The organism is Mesorhizobium sp. B2-4-6 (assembly GCF_006442775.1).
Classification (GTDB): domain Bacteria; phylum Pseudomonadota; class Alphaproteobacteria; order Rhizobiales; family Rhizobiaceae; genus Mesorhizobium.
The window spans coordinates 770,144-785,788 of sequence record NZ_VFVI01000001.1 but is presented as its reverse complement, the minus strand read 5'-3'; the positions used below and the strand labels follow the sequence as shown (position 1 = coordinate 785,788).

Genomic DNA, 15,645 nt, shown 5'->3' with positions numbered 1-15,645 from the left:
ATTCTTGCCGGCTGCGGACCGGTGAACCGGTTCAGGGTGTGCAACGCACAAACCGGCCATGGGTTCCGACATTTTTCGATTGTTGAACGCGGACTTGCGAGGCCTTCTTCTAAGTCCGCACGATAAGCGGCACCTGGCCTTCATGACGATCTGAAAGGAAGGCCACGACGCGGTCGCCGACCCGCTGGAAGGTGAGATCGACCGCCTTGTCGCCGACCGAGAGATGCCGGAGCGTGAGCGTGTCGATGCCGATCGGCAGCCTTGGCCGCGTGACGTGCAGTTCGCCTTCCCAGCCGTCGATCTCCAGGCCGAGGCAGGCCTGCATCAGCATGAAGGTAGAGCCCGCCGACCAGGCCTGCGGCAGGCAGGCGACGGGATAGGCGATCGGCGCCTCGCCGGGGGCGCGTGTGAAGCCGCAGAACAGTTCCGGCAGCCGCATGTTGAAATGCACGGCCGACTCGAACGTGCCGCTCATCAGTCGTACCACGCTGTCGCGCTCGCCGTAACGCGCCAGCCCCACGCCGCAAAGCGCGGTGTCATGCGGCCAGATAGAGCCGTTGTGGTAGGACATTGGATTGAAGAACACCGCATCGTCGGCGAGCGTCCGCAGCCCCCAGCCGGAATGGAAGGAGGCCGACAGCAACTGGTCGGCGACCAGCCTGGCGCGCTCGGGCTGCGGCAGCCCGACGAAAAGCAGGTGCCCGGCATTTGTTGTTCGAACCTTGCAGGGCTGGCCCTCGCCATCGATGGCCAGTGCGTAGAAATTCAGGTCGTCCAGCCAGAAATCGCGTTCCACGGCGACCCGCATTTCCTCGGCCCGGTTTTCCCAATGCTCGGCGTCCGCATATTCGCCGCGGCGGCGCGCGAGCGCCGCCAGGCCGCGGAAAGCAGCAAAGACATAACCCTGCACCTCGACCAGCGCGATCGGCCCCTTGGGGATGCGGCCGTCGGCGTGGAAGACCGAATCGAAACTGTCCTTCCAGCCCTGGTTGGCGAGACCGGACTCGGCGGCGCGCTGGTAGGTGACGAAACCGGTGGCCCGGCTCGCCTCCTCCGTCCACTCGGCGGCGGCTTTGAGCGAGGGCCAAAGCTTGTCGATGAAGGCCATGTCGCCGGTGCGGTCGGCATAGGCCGACGCCAGATGGATATAAAGCGGCGTGGTGTCGACACCGCCGTAATAGCGGCCGAACGGAAGCTCGCGCAGCGCCGCCATCTCGCCCTTGCGCGTCTCATGCATGATCTTGCCGGGCTGGGAATCGCTGAAAGGCGAGGTCTCCGTCGCCTGGTGCTCGGCGAGAAAAGCCAACACACCGCGCGCCAGTCCGGGATTGAGCCAAAGCATCTGCAGGCTCGAGATCACGCCGTCGCGGCCGAACGCGGTCGAAAACCACGGGATGCCGGCATAGGGATAGGGCCCGGTCGAAAGCTCGGTGGTGAGCAGAGCCACATCGGCGCGGGCGCGCTCGACCCAATCGTTGAACACGCGCCCCGAACTGTGCACCGTGGCGCCGTGCCTTCGCTTGGCGCGCATGCCGAACCGCGCGCGTGCCGCCGCGGCGCGGAAGCGGTCGCGATCGGGCGCATCTGCGATCGCGGGGCCGACCTCGACATAAAGCACCTTTTGACTGCGCTTGGTCACCGCGATGAGGAAATCGGCGCGATTGTCGCTCAGCTGGTCGGGCGCCTGCGAAAAGGAGATCGCGGAAAGCCGCGGCAGACCGTCGAGGCCGTCATAGCCGAGCAGGACCGAGGTCTTGTCGGTCTTGGCGATATGCGTGGTGCCCCGCTTCACCCGGGTCGAGCCGCGCACCTCGAACATGTCGCGAAAGTCGGCGGCGAAATGCAGCGAGGCGGTGATGGTGGAATGCTCGCGACTGTAGTTGGAAAGCGTGATGCGCTCGAACAGCCTGTCCTGCCAGATCAGCCTGACACGCTCGATATGGATCGCGCCCTGCGGGATATCGCGGCCGACGGCACTTTGGATCGGCAGGTTGGTCAGGTTCGATGTGAACAGCACATTGTCCTGGCTGAGCGAGGCGCCGAGAAGCGACATCTGCCTGCCGCCGATGGTCAGCCGGAATTCGGACAGCACGCGCGTATCATCGCGGAAGAAGCCGTCGCCGGCGCCCCTGATGTCACCATAGGCGTCGGCGACGGCGAAGCAGTCGCCCTGCTTGAGCGCAAAAAGCCGGTGCGGTTCGCGCGGCGCCGTCTCGTCAAGTGAGGAAAGGGCCACGGCAGGATCGAGCTTGCGCTCGTCGAGCTCCGTCATTCGTCACCTCTTTGGTTGCCCCGCCCTAGAGCATGATGATGCCGAAAAGTGTGAAGCGGTTTTCGGACGACATCATGCTCTATCTCTTTGATTTAGAGCCGGATTCAGATTTCAGGTCGAACAGACCTGAAATCATCCGGCTCCAGGCAGTCAAGGTCAGGAGGCCTTGGCCTCCGGCACGCCGGTCAGACGCATATAGGCAGAAAGGTAGTCGCACGCCATTCTTGTCGCCGAGAACCTTGTCTCGAAGACTGCCCTCACCTGCCGCCGGTCGAGTTCGAGAAGCGCCGGCATCGATGCGACCGCATCGCCGACATTATCCACGACGAAGCCGGTGACGCCATTGTCGACGATCTCCGGCAGGGCACCGTTGTTCCAGGCGATCACCGGGGTGCCGCAGGCCATGGCCTCGATCGCGACGAGCCCGAACGGCTCCGGCCAGTCGATGGGGAACAGGAGACCTGCCGCGTTGCCGAGAAACCTGGCCTTCTCGTTTTCCGTGATCTCGCCGACATAGTCGATGCGGTCGCCGTCGATGAGCGCCTCGATGTTGTCGCGGAAATAAGCGCGGTCGTCGTCGCCGATCTTGGCCGCCAGCTTCAACTTCAATCCGGACCGCCCCGCGATCTCGATGGCGCGGTCCGGCCGCTTGTCGCGGGACAGGCGTCCGAGGAAAGCCAGATACGGCTCTTCCGCTTGCGGCTGATAAGTCGGCTGATAGGCATTGAGCGGCAGTCCGTGATGGATCGTGGCGAGCCAATTCGCATCCGGCAGGCCGCGCTTCTGGCTGTGTGAAATCGAGATCATCGGGAAACGCGGGAAACGTTGGTAGGCCGGCGCCAGATCGACGTAGTCGAGCCGGCCATGCGGCGTCGTCACGGTCCGTCCCGCGATCTCCTCGAAGAATGGAAAATGCAGGAAGTGGCTGAGATGGAAATGGATGACGTCGAACTCGCCGGCGCGCTCGCGCACATCGGCGAGCATAGCCAGATGCGCGGCGATCTCCGATTTCTTCGGCCGCGCGTCGAGGCGGATCGCCTGGTCGCGACCTGGCACCAGCCGCGCCGATGTCTCGCTGTCGCCGCTCGCGAACAGCGTCACGTCATGCCCGAGCCCGACCAGTGCTTCGGTGATGTAGAAGACGATCCGCTCGGTGCCGCCATAAAGTTTCGGCGGCACGGATTCGTAGAGCGGCGCGACATGGGCTATGCGCATCGGGTCCCTCGACTGCTGACGCGAAGCAAAATGCATCAGCCGCGAGATCGTTCCTGCCCAAATGGTCGCGGGTTAGAGCAATTCCAGGAAAAAGTGCGAAGCGGTTTTCCGTCCGGAATTGCGTAAAACAATCTAGACTCAGGACTTGCGACCACGCCGCGCCAGCGTGTTCACCACCACCAAATTCCGACGTCGCAATGCAAGCCTACGGGTTGGCCCAAGCCTTTGCCAATTGCTCAGCGTCAGTATAATTAAATCAACTTGATTTTCTAAATTAGCAATCTACAGTTTCCGTGACTGGTAACGACCGCATGACCCTCAAAAAAGCCATCTCCGGCACAAATCTCGAGCAGGCGAAATCGCACAATCGGCGCGTTGTGATCGAAGCGATCCGCGTCAACGGCGCGCTGTCGCGGGCGGCGATCGCGAGGCTGACGGCGCTGTCGTCGCAGACCATCTCCAATATCGTCGAGGAATTGGAAGTGGCCGGGCTGCTGCGTCCTGAAGCAACGCTCAAAGGCGCGCGCGGCCAGCCTGCCGTTCCCTACTCCATCAATCCGGATGGCGGTTATTCGATCGGCCTGCAGCTCGACCATCAGCTAGCCGTCGGCGTCGTCACAGATCTTTCCGGCACCATGCGCGCACGCATCGAGAGGCATGTCGACCGGCCGACTCCCACTGAGGCCATGCCCCTGCTCGCCGCGATCTCAAGCGACCTGATCGCAACCTGCCGACTGGACCGGACAAGACTGCTTGGCGCCGGCATGGCGATGCCCGGGCCGTTCGGCGTCGAAGGCATAACGTCGGTCGGCCCGACGGCCCTTCCGGGCTGGCACGACTTTCCGGTGGCCGACGAACTGGAACGGCTCACGGGCATCACCGTCACCGTCGAGAACGACGCCACGGCGGCGGCCATCGGCGAGCGGCTTTATGGCGTTGCACGCAAGCTTGGCAGCTTTGTCTATCTCTTCATCGGCACGGGCCTCGGCGCCGGCCTTTTCCTCGACGGCCATCTCTACAAGGGCTCTCGCCACAATGCCGGCGAGATCGGCCACATCATCGTCAAGCCGGGCGGTCTGCCCTGCGATTGCGGCAAGCGCGGCTGCCTCGAGCGCTACGTCTCGCTGCGCGCTGCCTATGACAAGCTCGACCTACCGGATCCCGACCATGCCTCTCCCGACCTGCTGGAAGAGCTCTTGGCAAAGGGCGACAGCCGGTTCGAAGCCTGGCTCGCCGAGGCGGTCGATCCGCTCCGGCAGGCGATCGATATCCTGGAAATGGCGCTCGATCCCGAGACCATCGTGCTCGGCGGCTTCATGCCGCTGCCTGTGATCGAGGCGCTGGCCGGCCGGCTCGAACCGCTCCATCTCTCGGTGAGCTCGACCAGGGCCCGCGTCGCGCCACGCGTCGTGGTGGGCGCCGCGGGAAAGGACACCTCCGTCCTCGGCGCCGCGGCCTTGCCGATCTTTTCGGAAACCAATCCGCAGTTCGACGTGCTGCAGAAGCCGGTGTGCTAAAAGCAATTCCGGGAAAAGTGTGACCCGGTCAGGCTCGGCGGCTTCGCCGTAGCCTTCCGTCCGGAATTGCGTCGAAACAAAACGCTATCGCGTCTGGCGTCCGGTCAGCCGCTCGAGGCCGAGCAGCAGCAGCAGCGTCACGGCGACGAGCACCATCGTCAGCGCCGCGCCCGCGAAGACATCGCCGCGATCGGTCAGGCTGAAGATCGAGACCGGCAGCGTCACCCAGCCCGGCGGATAGACCATGACGGTGGCGCCGAGCTCGCCCATCGACAGCGCGAAGCTCAGGCCGAAGGCGGCAACCAGGTAGGGCGCCAGCAAGGGCAGCGTCACATACCAAAGCCGGTAGGCCGGACGGGCGCCGAGGCTCGACGCCACCTGTTCGAAATCGGGCGAGAGCCGCGCCAGCCCGGCTGAGACATTGCCGAAGGTGAAGGCTGAGATCAGCACGAAATGTGCGACCATGACGATGGCGATCGTGCCGTTGAGGAGCAGCGGCGGGTGGCTGAAGGCCACCAGCAGGCCGAGGCCTACGGACACCGAAGGCACGGCGCTGGGGATGAAGAAGAGCACGCCGAGCACCTTGGCCAGAGTGGCGTCCTGGATACGCAGCGCAAGCGCTGCCCAGGTGCCGCTGACCAGCGCCAGTGCGCTGGCCAGGAAGCCGGTGACGAAGCTCGTCTTCACCGCCTTCCACGCGGCGCCTTGCGCCACGTCGGTATAGTGCTCGACCGTGAATCCGTTCGGCAGCACGCCGTTCCACTGGTCGGCCAGGCTGGAGAGCAGGATCACCGCCAGTGGCGCAAGAAACAGCACGCCGAACAGCAGCGCGAAGACTGACCAGATCAGCATGCGACCGGGGCGCGACCAGACCAGCATCTTTATGCTCCCAGCCGGCCGGCGGTGAACCGGTAGAGGCCGAACAGCCCCAGCGACAGCGCGATGTTGATGAGGGCGATGATGCAGGCGACCTGATAGGCCGATTCCTGGATGGCCTTGCTGTAGATGAGCAGCGGCAAAGTGATGACGCCCTTGGCGCCGATGAACAGAACGATGCCGAATTCGTTGACCGTCAACAAAAGGCAGAGGCTGCCGCCGGCAATCAGCGCCGGCACGGCCGCCGGCAGAATGACCTGGCGAACGATGCGGAACGGCCGCGCGCCAAGCACGCTCGCAGCTTCGATCTGCCCGCGATCGACCAGCGAAAACGCGGCGAGCAGCGGACGCAGCACGAAGGGCGAGTAGACGGTGACCTCGGCCAGGACCACGCCCCAGGTCGAGTAGAGGAAGTTGACGGGCGGCGCCTGCAGCGAGAACACTTCCATCAGCCCGGCGTTGAGCATGCCGGCCGAGCCGTAGAGGAAGGTGAAGGCAAGCGTCACCAGGAAGGTCGGCAAGGCGATGAAGGTGTCGATCAGCCGGGCGATCATGCCGCTGCCGGGAAACGGCACGAAGGCGAGGATCAATCCCAGCACCAGCCCGACGATCAGGCATCCGGCCGTCGCGGCGACCGAAATGGTGATGGTGTTGATGAGCGCGTTGAGGAAGAAGCGCGCATGCAGCACACGCACGAATTCGGCGACATTGGCCATGCCGCTGTCGTCGGTAAAAGCCTGCTGAACGATCAGCACCAGCGGATAGAAGAACAGCAGCGCCAGCAGCGCCGCCGGCGGCACGATCCAGAGCCGGCCGGGCACCTTTCTGGTTATCGGCGCGGCAAGGACGGCCGCGTCAGCCACGGACGTCTTCCGGAACGAGCGAGGTGTCGCCGGGCGTGAAGAACAGCGGCATTGCCGAGCCGCGCTCCGGCAGGCTCACCGGCAGCCTTGTCGCCGAGACGCGCACCGGCGTGCCGTCGACATCGAGCACCAGATGGGTGAGTTCGCCCTGCCAGTGCACTTCCTTCAGTGTGCCGACGATCCGGTTGGTGTGTTCCTCGTCGCCGGTGAGGCTCAGATGCTGCGGCCTGATGCAGAGCAAGGTTTTGTCGCCGGGCTTCTCGCTGCGTCCCGCGCCAGCAAGCACGGCATCGCCGAGCTTGGCCTTGGCGAACCCCTTCGGCCCGTCGGCTCCTTCCGCGACGGTCACCGGCAAAAGATTGGCGCGGCCGAGGAACTCGGCCGTGAAGCGGTTCGGCGGCCGGCGGTATAGTTCCGCCGTCGGGCCGTGCGAAGACACCCTTCCGTCGCGCATGATGGCGATCTTGTCGGCAAGCGTCAGCGCTTCGGTCTGGTCGTGGGTGACATAGAGGATCGTCAGTCCAGGCAGGTCGCGATGCAGCTTGGCGATCTCCTCGACCATGTTGCGCCTGATCTGCGCGTCGAGCGCCGAAAGCGGCTCATCGAGCAGGAGCACGCGCGGCCTGACCGCAAGCGCCCGCGCAATGGCGACACGCTGCTGCTGGCCGCCGGAAAGCTCCCGTGGATAGCGCTTGGCAAAGCCTGACATGCCGACGGTCGCAAGCGAGTCCTTGACGCGCTCGGCAACCAGCGCCTTGTCGGCGCCTTGGGCTCTCAGACCAAAGGCGACGTTGTCTTCGACCCGCATATGCGGAAACAACGCGTAGTTCTGCACCACCATGCCGAGCCCGCGCTCATAGGGCGGGAGATCGGTCACGTCGGTGGGGCCGATACGGATGCGGCCGCTGGCCGGCCTGACGAAACCGGCGACGGCCCGGAGCGCCGTCGTCTTGCCGGAGCCGGAGGGCCCGATCATCGCCAGGATCTCGCCCGGCGCGATGTCGAGCGTCAGCGGATGCAGCACGACATGCCCGCCATAGGCGACGCTGACCTTGTCGAAGTGAACGTTGGAGCCGGCGCCGCGAATTTTCGCGGCGTCGACGTCCATGACATTGCTTCCCGTGAAAGCGGGCACCGACATGGTTGCTCCTCCGGATTTGCTCACCAGGAGATCAACTTCCCGTCGCTTCGTTCCACTTCTTGACGTAGTCGGGCAGCTTGGTGAGCGCATCGTCCCAGTTCGGCGCCCAGATGGTCACGCCCTTCATCGCCTCCTGCGCCTTGGCGAAATTGGTGTCGTCCGGCTTCACGTCCTTGCGGGCCGGCATGCCGAGCGCGACCGAGCTTACCGTCGACTGCGCTTCCTTGGAAAGCAGGAACTCGATCAGCTTCTTGCCATTGTCGGAATTGGGCGCGCCGGTGACCAGGCCGATCTCATAGGGCAGCGCGAAGGTGGAGCGGGTACCGTCCGGGCCCGCGGGCCAGAACACCTTGATGTTCGGATTGTCGGCCATCTGCGACATGTTCATCTGCAGGTCGCCATTGGCGACATGCAGTTCGCCCTTGTTGACCAGCGCGGTCAGCTTGCCGGTCGAGGCGGACGGGCCGACATTGTTGTCCTGCAGCTTCTTCATGAATTCGAAGCCGGCGTCCTCGCCGCCGAAGGCATGGATGATCTCAAGCATGACGGCGGTACCGTCGCCGGCCTGGCCGGGCGTCGAATACTGGATCTTGCCCTTGAATTTCGGATCGAGCAGGTCGTTGTAGCTCTTCGGTGCTTCCGACAGCACGGCGCTGTTGTAGATGAAGTTCATGTAGTTGTTGACCAGAGGCCGGTACTTGTCGGTGCCGCCATCGATCTGGTCGGAGCCTTCGGGCTTGAAATCCTGCAGCAAGCCGTCGGCTGCGGCACGCTGGATGAAGGGCGGCAGCGTGACGAGAACGTCGGCCTGCGGGTTCGACTTCTCCTTGGCGACGCGTTCGACGACGCCGCCCGAACCGCCCTCGATATACTGCACGGTGATCCCGGTGGCCTTGGTGAAGGCGGCGAACTCGGTCTCGTACCAGCTGCCATTGCCGTCATGCAGGCCATCGGCCGAGTAGATGGTGACAACGCCGTCGGCGAAGGCCGGCGCGACGAGCGCCGACGAGCCCAACAGTGCCGCGGTAAAGGCCAGAGCTACGGTGAGATTTCGCGATTTCATGGTCAGTTCCCCTTTGATTGAAAGGCACAATCTGCGACGCACTCGTGATGGCGTTGGTCGGCCCGCTAAAGGCTCAGTAGCGCTGGTGCATGTCGTCGTTGTGTCAACTTTGAGGGTCGCCGATCGATAAGTAAAATCTATTTATTTTATGACAGGCAAGTCCCTGCTGATATTTGTCACGGAACTGTCGCATGGCCGTTGCAGGCGTGTTCTCCTGCACTCCTGGTTGCGATACCTCACGGAAATGACGGATTCTTCAGCGAAATTCGACGCCCGTCGTCTGCGCGCGCAAGCGCGGGTCGCGCGAGCGGATCGTTACCGGCCGACCTTCGAGCAGCTCGAAACAGCGGGCCAAAGTGTCATCCTCAAGCCGGCGCATCGCCTCATGCGTGAAGAAGGTCAGGTGCGGAAACAGGATCACATTGTCGCGATCGAAAAGCGCGCTCATCGGATGGCCGGACCTGGCCAGCGGCTCCAGCGAGTAGACGTCGAGCCCGGCTCCGGCGATGCGTCCGGCAACGATCGCTTCGGCAAGCGCTGCCTCGTCGATCAGCGCCCCGCGCGAGACGTTGATGAGAATGGCCGAAGGCTTCATACAGGCGAGTTCTCGGCCGCCGATCAGGCCGCGTGTCTGCTCGTTCAGGACGCAGTGGATCGACACGAAATCGCAGGCGCCGAGCATGGCATGCAAATCGTCGATCTTCTCGATCCCCGCATCTTGCATCGTCGCAGCGTCGATGCCCGGATCGAAGCCGAGCACCCGCGCCCGAAACCCCTGCCCCGCCATGCGCGCCATGCTGCGGCCGATCTTGCCGCAGCCGACTAGGCCAATCGTCGATCCGGAGATGTCGCATCCGAGCCAGCGCTGCTCGGGCCAGATCCAGCCGTCGCGCGAAACAGCGGCCGTAATCGCCGGCAGCCGTTTCGCCAGCGCGATCATCAACGCGAAAGCGCCCTCGGCCACCGTCTCCTCGGCATATTCGGGAACATTGACGACCGGAATGCCGCGCCGCATCGCCGCCTGGATGTCGATGGCATCGATGCCGACGCCGTATTTGACGATGCCCTTGAGGTTTCGCGCGGCGTCGATGACGCGCGCGGTGATCGGCGTGTAGCACATCAGGATGAGGTCGGCGTCGGCGACCGCCGCCATCAGCTCGGCTTCCGGAATTCCGTCCGGCAACGTCATCAGCTCGACGCCGCGCGCCCTCAGACCCGCATCGATCTCCGGGCACTCGAGCTCCCTGTCGGTGCGGACAGCCTTCATCGGGTTCAGGCCGCCAGCACGGCGGCCTCGACGATGTCGAGCGCCCGGTCGAGATCGGCGCGCGCGATCACCAGCGGCGGCGACAGCGTCAGCACATTGCCCTGGCTGATCTTGAAGCTCAGCCCTTGGTCGAGGCAGCGATAATAGATCCGCTCGGCAAGCGCGTGTGCCGGCGCGCGGCTCGCCTTGTCCTCGACCATCTCGACGCCGAACATCAGCCCCCTGCCCCTGACGTCGCCGACGAATGGCGAGCGCCGCATGAGGTCGTTCATACGCGCCAGCGCATGGGCGCCAAGTTCGGCCGAGCGCTCGACCAGGCCTTCCTCGCGAATGATGGCGATGGTGGTCAGCGCGGCGCGCGCGGTGACGGGATTCTTCTCATGCGTATAGTGGCCGATCGCATAGTCGCCGGCGACATCGAGATCGCGCCGCGCGATCACAGAGGCGATCGGCAGGATGCCGCCGCCGAGCGACTTGCCGAGCACGATGATGTCGGGCGTCACACCGTCATGCTCGGAGGCGAAGAATTTTCCGGTCTTGCCGAGGCCGGTCGGGATTTCGTCGAAGATCAACAGCGTGCCGTGCCGGTCGCAGGCCTCGCGCACTGCCTTCCAGAAGCCAGGCGCCGGCACCAGCGGCGTCGCGCGCATCGGCTCGGCGATGAAGGCAGCGAAGTCGCCCTCGCGCCCCAATACGTAAGCGATCATGCTGGCGCAGGCGCGGGCGGAATCCTCCAGCGACTTAGTCCCATAGGCGCAATTGTGCGGCGCCCAGGGCGCGACATGCTCGGCGCCGGGCAAAAGCGGCCCGGCGATGCCGGAGCGGAAAGTCGCCTCGCCGCCAACGCTGGAAGCGCCGAAGCCGGCGCCGTGAAAAGCATCCCAGAAGGAGAGCGTCTTGAACCGGCCGGTCGCCGCGCGCGCCAGCTTCAGCGAGACCTCGATCGCGTCCGACCCGCCGGTCGTGAACAGCACCTTGCCAAGGTCCCCCGGCGCGAGCTTGCCGAGCGTCTCGGCAAGCTCGACTGCCGGCTCGCAGGTGAAACGGCGCGGCGAGAACGGCAATTCATCCATCTGCTTGGCGATCGCTTCCTTGAGCCGCGGATGGCCGTAGCCGATATGGTGGACGCTGTTGCCGTGGAAATCCATGTAACGGCGTCCCGCCGTGTCCTCGATCCAGATGCCTTCGGCCTTGGCGATGGCCGAGACGCAGGGGCTGGAAAGGCTCTGGTGCAGGAAGGCGTCGGCGTCGCGGCGCAAAAGCTCCTGCGAAGGCGCGTGGCTCTGCCTCGCGCTCCACTCCTGTCGGGCGGCGGCCTTGTTGGATTCGCCTTCGGTATGGACGAGCGTCATTGGCCGAACAACTCCGTTATGGTCTCCTCGCCAAGCCCGAAGCCGGTGCTGGCGCCGGTGCCGCTGGTAACGATCACCAACCGCACGTCTTCATGCGGGGTGTCGCGCAGCACGGCATTCTTGGCCGAAGCGTAATATCCCGTCCAGCGCGCAAGCACGTTCGGCACCGTGCCAAACAATGTCTTGAACTCATCGAGGATCAATTGGTCGACGGCTTCCGATCCGAACGGATCAAGCGTGAGCCCATAATGATGGGAGTCGCCGACGACCAGCGAACCGTCCGCGCTCTGCACGACGATCAGATGAACGCCGTTGGCCAGCGCGGGCCCCCGTTCCTCGCTCAATTTCTCCCGCAGCGCGCCGGCCTCCGGCAGACCGGCGAAACCGCCGTAGCGCAGCAGGCTGAGATCGGACATCAGGGCCGACGAAAGCCGGAAGCCGGGATCAGCTAGGCGCAGCATCTGCAGCTTGCAGCGCTGTACGCCGTGCTTGCCGATCAGCTCCGGATAGAGCGACGAAAAATCGTCGCCGGGACAGATGACAACCTTTTCGGCCTGAACTCGTCCCGCGCTGGTCTCCACGAAGGGCGGAGCGACCTCGGTCACCGACACGCCGGTGCGGAACACGACGCCATGCTTCTCAGCCAGGAACGATGCCAGTCGCGGCAGCACATCGCGTGACTCCACGCGCAACTCTAACGGGCTGTAGAGCCCGCCGATTATCGCCTTCTCGTCAAGGCCGGCTTGCTGCGCGACCGCCTCACGCGCGGTCAGAAGCTTGCATTCGCCGCCATGCTCGCCGGACTTGAAGGTTTCGAGCAGCGCGAGCGCTTCCGGCCGCTGCGCGGCGATCAGCTTGCCGCGATGCAGGATCTCGATCCCCGCCTCGTTCGCGAGCTCGAGCCAGATCGCACGGCTGCGCTCGGCTAGCCGGCGCGACGGCCCTGGCTCCTGCCCGGTCACGACGACGAGGCCGAAATTGCGGATCGAGGCGCCATTCGCCTTCTGGTCGCGATCGATAACGACGACACGCAAACCACGCCGGGCGGCGGCAAGCGCATGGGCGAGCCCTATGATGCCGGAGCCGACAACCGCGAGATCGAAGGTATCAGCCACGGCAGCTACCAAGGCAAGGAGAAGGTCTTGACGTTGGTGTAGCTCTTCATCGCCTCGATGACGCCTTCCTTGTAGCCGTTGCCCGAATCCTTGATGCCGCCGAACGGGCTCATCTCGATGCGGTATCCCGGCACTTCCCAGATGTTGACGGTGCCGACCTTCAAGCCGGTGATGTATTTCTGCATGCGGCGGAAGTCGTTGGTGCAGACGCCCGACGACAGGCCGAAAGCAGTCGAATTCGATAGCGCGATCAGCGCCTCGTCGTCGTCCGGCGCGCGCACGATCGGCACGATCGGCCCAAAAGTTTCCTCCATCACCAGCTCGGACTGGTGCGGCACGCGGTCGACGACGATCGGCGGCAGCAGCGCGCCCTTGCGACCCGGATTGTAGAGCACTTCGGCGCCTTGCTCGGCCGCCATGTGGACACGGCTTTCGAACAGCGCCGCAGCCTTCTCGTGCACCACCGTGCCGAGCTGCGTTGCCGGGTCGCGCGGATCGCCGAAGCGGATCGCCTTGGCACGCTCCAACACCATCGGCACGAAACGGTCGGCAACCCTTTCCTGCACCAGGATGCGCTTCACCGCAGTGCAGCGCTGGCCGGAATTCTTGGTGGCGCCCGCGACAGCCAGCTCGGCGGCCTTCTCCAGATCCTCGTCCGAAAGATCGTTGAGGATGATCAGCGGATCGTTGCCGCCGAGCTCCAGCACCTGGCGCTTGTAGCCGGCCTTCGACGCGATCATCTTGCCGACCGGCACGCCGCCGGTGAAGGTGATGAGGTCGATATTGGGGTTGGCGATCATCTCGTCGCCGATATCGGCGGGCCAGCCGGTGACGACCGAAAGCATTTCGGGCGGCAGGCCGGCCTCGTAGAGGATGTCGGCCAGCATCAGCGCGGTGATCGGGGTCAGCTCGGTCGGCTTGACCACCACGCAATTGTTGGTGGCGATCGCCGGCGCCACCTTGTGCGACACCATGTTGAGCGGATGGTTGAACGGGGTGATCGCCGAGATCGCGTTGAGCGGCTCGCGGATGGTGAAGATCTTGCGCTGCTTGCCATGCGGGGTGAGATCGCAGGAAAATATCTGCCCGTCGTCCTGGATGGCCAACTGACCGCTGAGCGTAAAAACGTCAAACGCGCGACCGACCTCGTAGAGCGAGTCCTGCTTGGAGATGCCGAGCTCCAGCGTGATGAGGTCCGACAGCTCGTCCTTGCGGGAATTGAGCAGATCGGCCGTCTTGAGCAGTATCTTCTGCCGCTCGTAGCGCGTCAGCTTCGGCTGGTAGGCAGCCGCGATCTCGAAGGCGCGCCTGGCATGCTCCGCCCCGCCCGCGGGCACCGTCCCGATGACGGTATCGTTCCAGGGGAAGCGTACCTCCAGCCTGCGATCGGCGTCGACCTTCTCGCCGGCGATGCGCATCGGTTCGTGGCGGACTTTGATGGCGGGATCGAGTTGGGTCATGGGTTGGTTCCAGTCTTGGATACGTCGCGGGGTCGACCCCCGCTCCGGCCCTTCGGGCCACCTCTCCCCGCTCGACGGGGAGAGGAAATTAATCGGCGTCGGCGCTTGATCCTTGGCAGTCCAAACCCTCCAGCCCAAAGCGCCGCCTAATCGACTGGGCGCCTTTCCTCTCCACCGTCGATCGGGGGAGAGGTGCCGAGCGAAGCTCGGCGGAGTGGGGGTCGACCGCCACGCTCAACTTCAACCCAGCGCGGCCGCCGTCGTCGCGTAGTAAAACGCATCGAAGTTGCGCAGCACGGGCTCGTTCGGCAAATCCGGCAGCACGCGGTTGACGATGAAGGGCACCTCCTGCTCGGTCAGCCCGCCATGCGAGCGCAACGGCTCGTCGAGCGCGGCCAGATTGTGCCGGTGTTCGGACGTGCCGATCGTCTTGTTCTCGCCCGAGATCAGGATGATGTCGCCCATGCGGTCCTCGGGCAGTTCGAAGCGGGCGCAGCCTTCGTCGCGGCCGAGCACCAGGATGATGTCCTCGACCTTGCGCAGCTTTTCCATCACCGCCTCGCGGTCCGCGCCTTTGGGAAGGTAGGCAGTGGCGAAGGAGCCCAGCGCCCCATGATGCACGACATAGGGGTCGGTGATCGGCAGGATGACACGGGCGGCGTCCTTGCCCAGCCATTCGTCGAGAAGGTCTTGCACATAGACCACGTTGGGCGAGCCGTCGGCATGGTGCTTGGGCTTCATGCCGTGGTCGGCGGTGACGACGATCGCCGCGCCCAGCGCATCCAGCTGCGACAGATATTTGTCGAACATCTCGTAGAAGGCGTTGGCCTGGGGCACGCCCGGCGCGTATTTGTGCTGCACGTAGTCGGTGGTGGTGAGATACATCACGTCCGGCCGGAATTCCTCCAGCAGTTGCACGCCGGCGGCGAAGACGAATTCCGAAAGCTCCGCGGAATAGACCTCGGGCACGGGCAGGCCGAAATGCTTCGACGCGTTGTCGATGCCGTGCTCGGCCTTCGTCGTGGTGTCGGACTTCTCGGCCGAGAAGCACATCGCCCGGCCGTCGTCGAACTTCAGTCCCTTGCCGAGCAGCGCCCTGAGCTTGTCCTTGGCTGTCACCACCGCCACCTTGGCGCCTGCATCGTAGAAGGCCTGGAACACCGTCGGCGCGCGCAGGAACTTCGGGTCGTTCATCATCACCTCCTCGCCCGTCTCCGGGTTGTAGAGGTAGTTGCCGCAGATGCCGTGCACGGAAGGCGGCCGGCCCGTAGCGATCGACAGATTGTTGGGGTTGGTGAAGCTCGGGATTACCGAATGGGCAAAACGCACCGTGCCCTTCTTCTTGATCCTTTCCAGCGCCGGCATCAGCCCGGCATGAATAGCCTCGTCGAGATAGGCCGGCTCGCAGCCGTCAAGGCAGATGGCGATAGCCGGCACGCGCGGCCAGGGATAGGAACGGCCGTTCGCCGCGACGTTGACGGGAGACATCTGGTTCATCTCAAGG

General features: G+C 64.4%; 12 protein-coding genes. 1 reads left to right on the top strand and 11 read right to left on the bottom strand.

The features are described from left to right. Positions 1-109: 109 nt before the first annotated feature. On the bottom strand, positions 110-2,272 hold the full coding sequence (locus tag FJ957_RS03760) for an amylo-alpha-1,6-glucosidase (RefSeq protein WP_140828672.1): 2,163 nt from the start codon (positions 2,270-2,272) through the stop codon (positions 110-112). Between the two features lie 156 nt (positions 2,273-2,428). After that, the gene (locus tag FJ957_RS03755; RefSeq protein WP_140828670.1) at positions 2,429-3,487 is read right to left on the bottom strand and encodes a glycosyltransferase family 4 protein; all 1,059 of its coding nucleotides are present in this window, start codon (positions 3,485-3,487) and stop codon (positions 2,429-2,431) included. Between the two features lie 311 nt (positions 3,488-3,798). Between FJ957_RS03755 and FJ957_RS03750 the strand changes: the two genes are divergently transcribed. Beyond that, positions 3,799-5,004: an ROK family transcriptional regulator gene (locus tag FJ957_RS03750; RefSeq protein ID WP_140828668.1), complete on the top strand. Its 1,206-nt coding sequence runs from the start codon at positions 3,799-3,801 to the stop codon at positions 5,002-5,004. Positions 5,005-5,088: 84 nt separating this feature from the next. Here the strand turns inward: FJ957_RS03750 and FJ957_RS03745 are convergent, their stop codons facing one another. The 9 genes from FJ957_RS03745 to phnA all read right to left on the bottom strand — a co-directional run bounded on the left by FJ957_RS03745 (position 5,089) and on the right by phnA (position 15,638). Next, the gene (locus FJ957_RS03745; RefSeq protein ID WP_140828666.1) at positions 5,089-5,883 is read right to left on the bottom strand and encodes an ABC transporter permease subunit; all 795 of its coding nucleotides are present in this window, start codon (positions 5,881-5,883) and stop codon (positions 5,089-5,091) included. 2 nt (positions 5,884-5,885) lie between these two features. Next, positions 5,886-6,743: a 2-aminoethylphosphonate ABC transporter permease subunit gene (locus FJ957_RS03740; RefSeq protein WP_140828664.1), complete on the bottom strand. Its 858-nt coding sequence runs from the start codon at positions 6,741-6,743 to the stop codon at positions 5,886-5,888. Continuing rightward, positions 6,736-7,884, bottom strand: a complete 1,149-nt coding sequence (locus FJ957_RS03735; protein WP_140828662.1) for an ATP-binding cassette domain-containing protein — start codon at positions 7,882-7,884, stop codon at positions 6,736-6,738. The genes FJ957_RS03740 and FJ957_RS03735 overlap by 8 nt, the downstream gene beginning before the upstream one ends. 31 nt (positions 7,885-7,915) lie before the next feature. Next, the gene (locus tag FJ957_RS03730; protein ID WP_140828660.1) at positions 7,916-8,947 is read right to left on the bottom strand and encodes a 2-aminoethylphosphonate ABC transporter substrate-binding protein; all 1,032 of its coding nucleotides are present in this window, start codon (positions 8,945-8,947) and stop codon (positions 7,916-7,918) included. A 256-nt stretch (positions 8,948-9,203) separates the two neighbouring features. Continuing rightward, positions 9,204-10,214 (bottom strand): NAD(P)-dependent oxidoreductase, encoded by a 1,011-nt coding sequence (locus FJ957_RS03725; RefSeq protein ID WP_140828658.1) that lies wholly within the window; start codon positions 10,212-10,214, stop codon positions 9,204-9,206. Between the two features lie 5 nt (positions 10,215-10,219). Then, complete coding sequence (locus tag FJ957_RS03720; protein ID WP_140828655.1) at positions 10,220-11,566, bottom strand: aspartate aminotransferase family protein; 1,347 nt, start codon at positions 11,564-11,566, stop codon at positions 10,220-10,222. Continuing rightward, entirely contained in the window at positions 11,563-12,681 is a 1,119-nt protein-coding gene (locus FJ957_RS03715; protein WP_140828653.1) for a TIGR03364 family FAD-dependent oxidoreductase, read from the bottom strand. Before FJ957_RS03715 ends, FJ957_RS03720 begins: the two co-directional genes overlap by 4 nt. Before the next feature lie 5 nt (positions 12,682-12,686). Then, positions 12,687-14,141 carry a phosphonoacetaldehyde dehydrogenase gene (gene phnY / locus FJ957_RS03710; protein WP_140828650.1) on the bottom strand — a complete coding sequence of 485 codons (1,455 nt, stop codon included), beginning with the start codon at positions 14,139-14,141 and terminating at the stop codon, positions 12,687-12,689. A 240-nt stretch (positions 14,142-14,381) separates the two neighbouring features. Further along, positions 14,382-15,638, bottom strand: coding sequence for a phosphonoacetate hydrolase (gene phnA / locus FJ957_RS03705; RefSeq protein ID WP_140828647.1), 1,257 nt, complete (start codon positions 15,636-15,638; stop codon positions 14,382-14,384). Between the last annotated feature and the right edge of the window lie 7 nt (positions 15,639-15,645).

Excerpts from the sequence above, each read along its gene's own strand:
- FJ957_RS03750 (WP_140828668.1), top strand. The coding sequence starts at position 3,799 with ATGACCCTCAAAAAAGCCATCTCCGGCACAAATCTCGAGCAGGCGAAA.
- FJ957_RS03745 (WP_140828666.1), bottom strand. The coding sequence starts at position 5,883 with ATGCTGGTCTGGTCGCGCCCCGGTCGCATGCTGATCTGGTCAGTCTTC.
- phnA (WP_140828647.1), bottom strand. The coding sequence starts at position 15,638 with ATGAACCAGATGTCTCCCGTCAACGTCGCGGCGAACGGCCGTTCCTAT.
- FJ957_RS03735 (WP_140828662.1), bottom strand. The coding sequence starts at position 7,884 with ATGTCGGTGCCCGCTTTCACGGGAAGCAATGTCATGGACGTCGACGCC.
- FJ957_RS03760 (WP_140828672.1), bottom strand. The coding sequence starts at position 2,272 with ATGACGGAGCTCGACGAGCGCAAGCTCGATCCTGCCGTGGCCCTTTCC.
- FJ957_RS03725 (WP_140828658.1), bottom strand. The coding sequence starts at position 10,214 with ATGAAGGCTGTCCGCACCGACAGGGAGCTCGAGTGCCCGGAGATCGAT.
- FJ957_RS03730 (WP_140828660.1), bottom strand. The coding sequence starts at position 8,947 with ATGAAATCGCGAAATCTCACCGTAGCTCTGGCCTTTACCGCGGCACTG.
- FJ957_RS03720 (WP_140828655.1), bottom strand. The coding sequence starts at position 11,566 with ATGACGCTCGTCCATACCGAAGGCGAATCCAACAAGGCCGCCGCCCGA.
- FJ957_RS03755 (WP_140828670.1), bottom strand. The coding sequence starts at position 3,487 with ATGCGCATAGCCCATGTCGCGCCGCTCTACGAATCCGTGCCGCCGAAA.
- phnY (WP_140828650.1), bottom strand. The coding sequence starts at position 14,141 with ATGACCCAACTCGATCCCGCCATCAAAGTCCGCCACGAACCGATGCGC.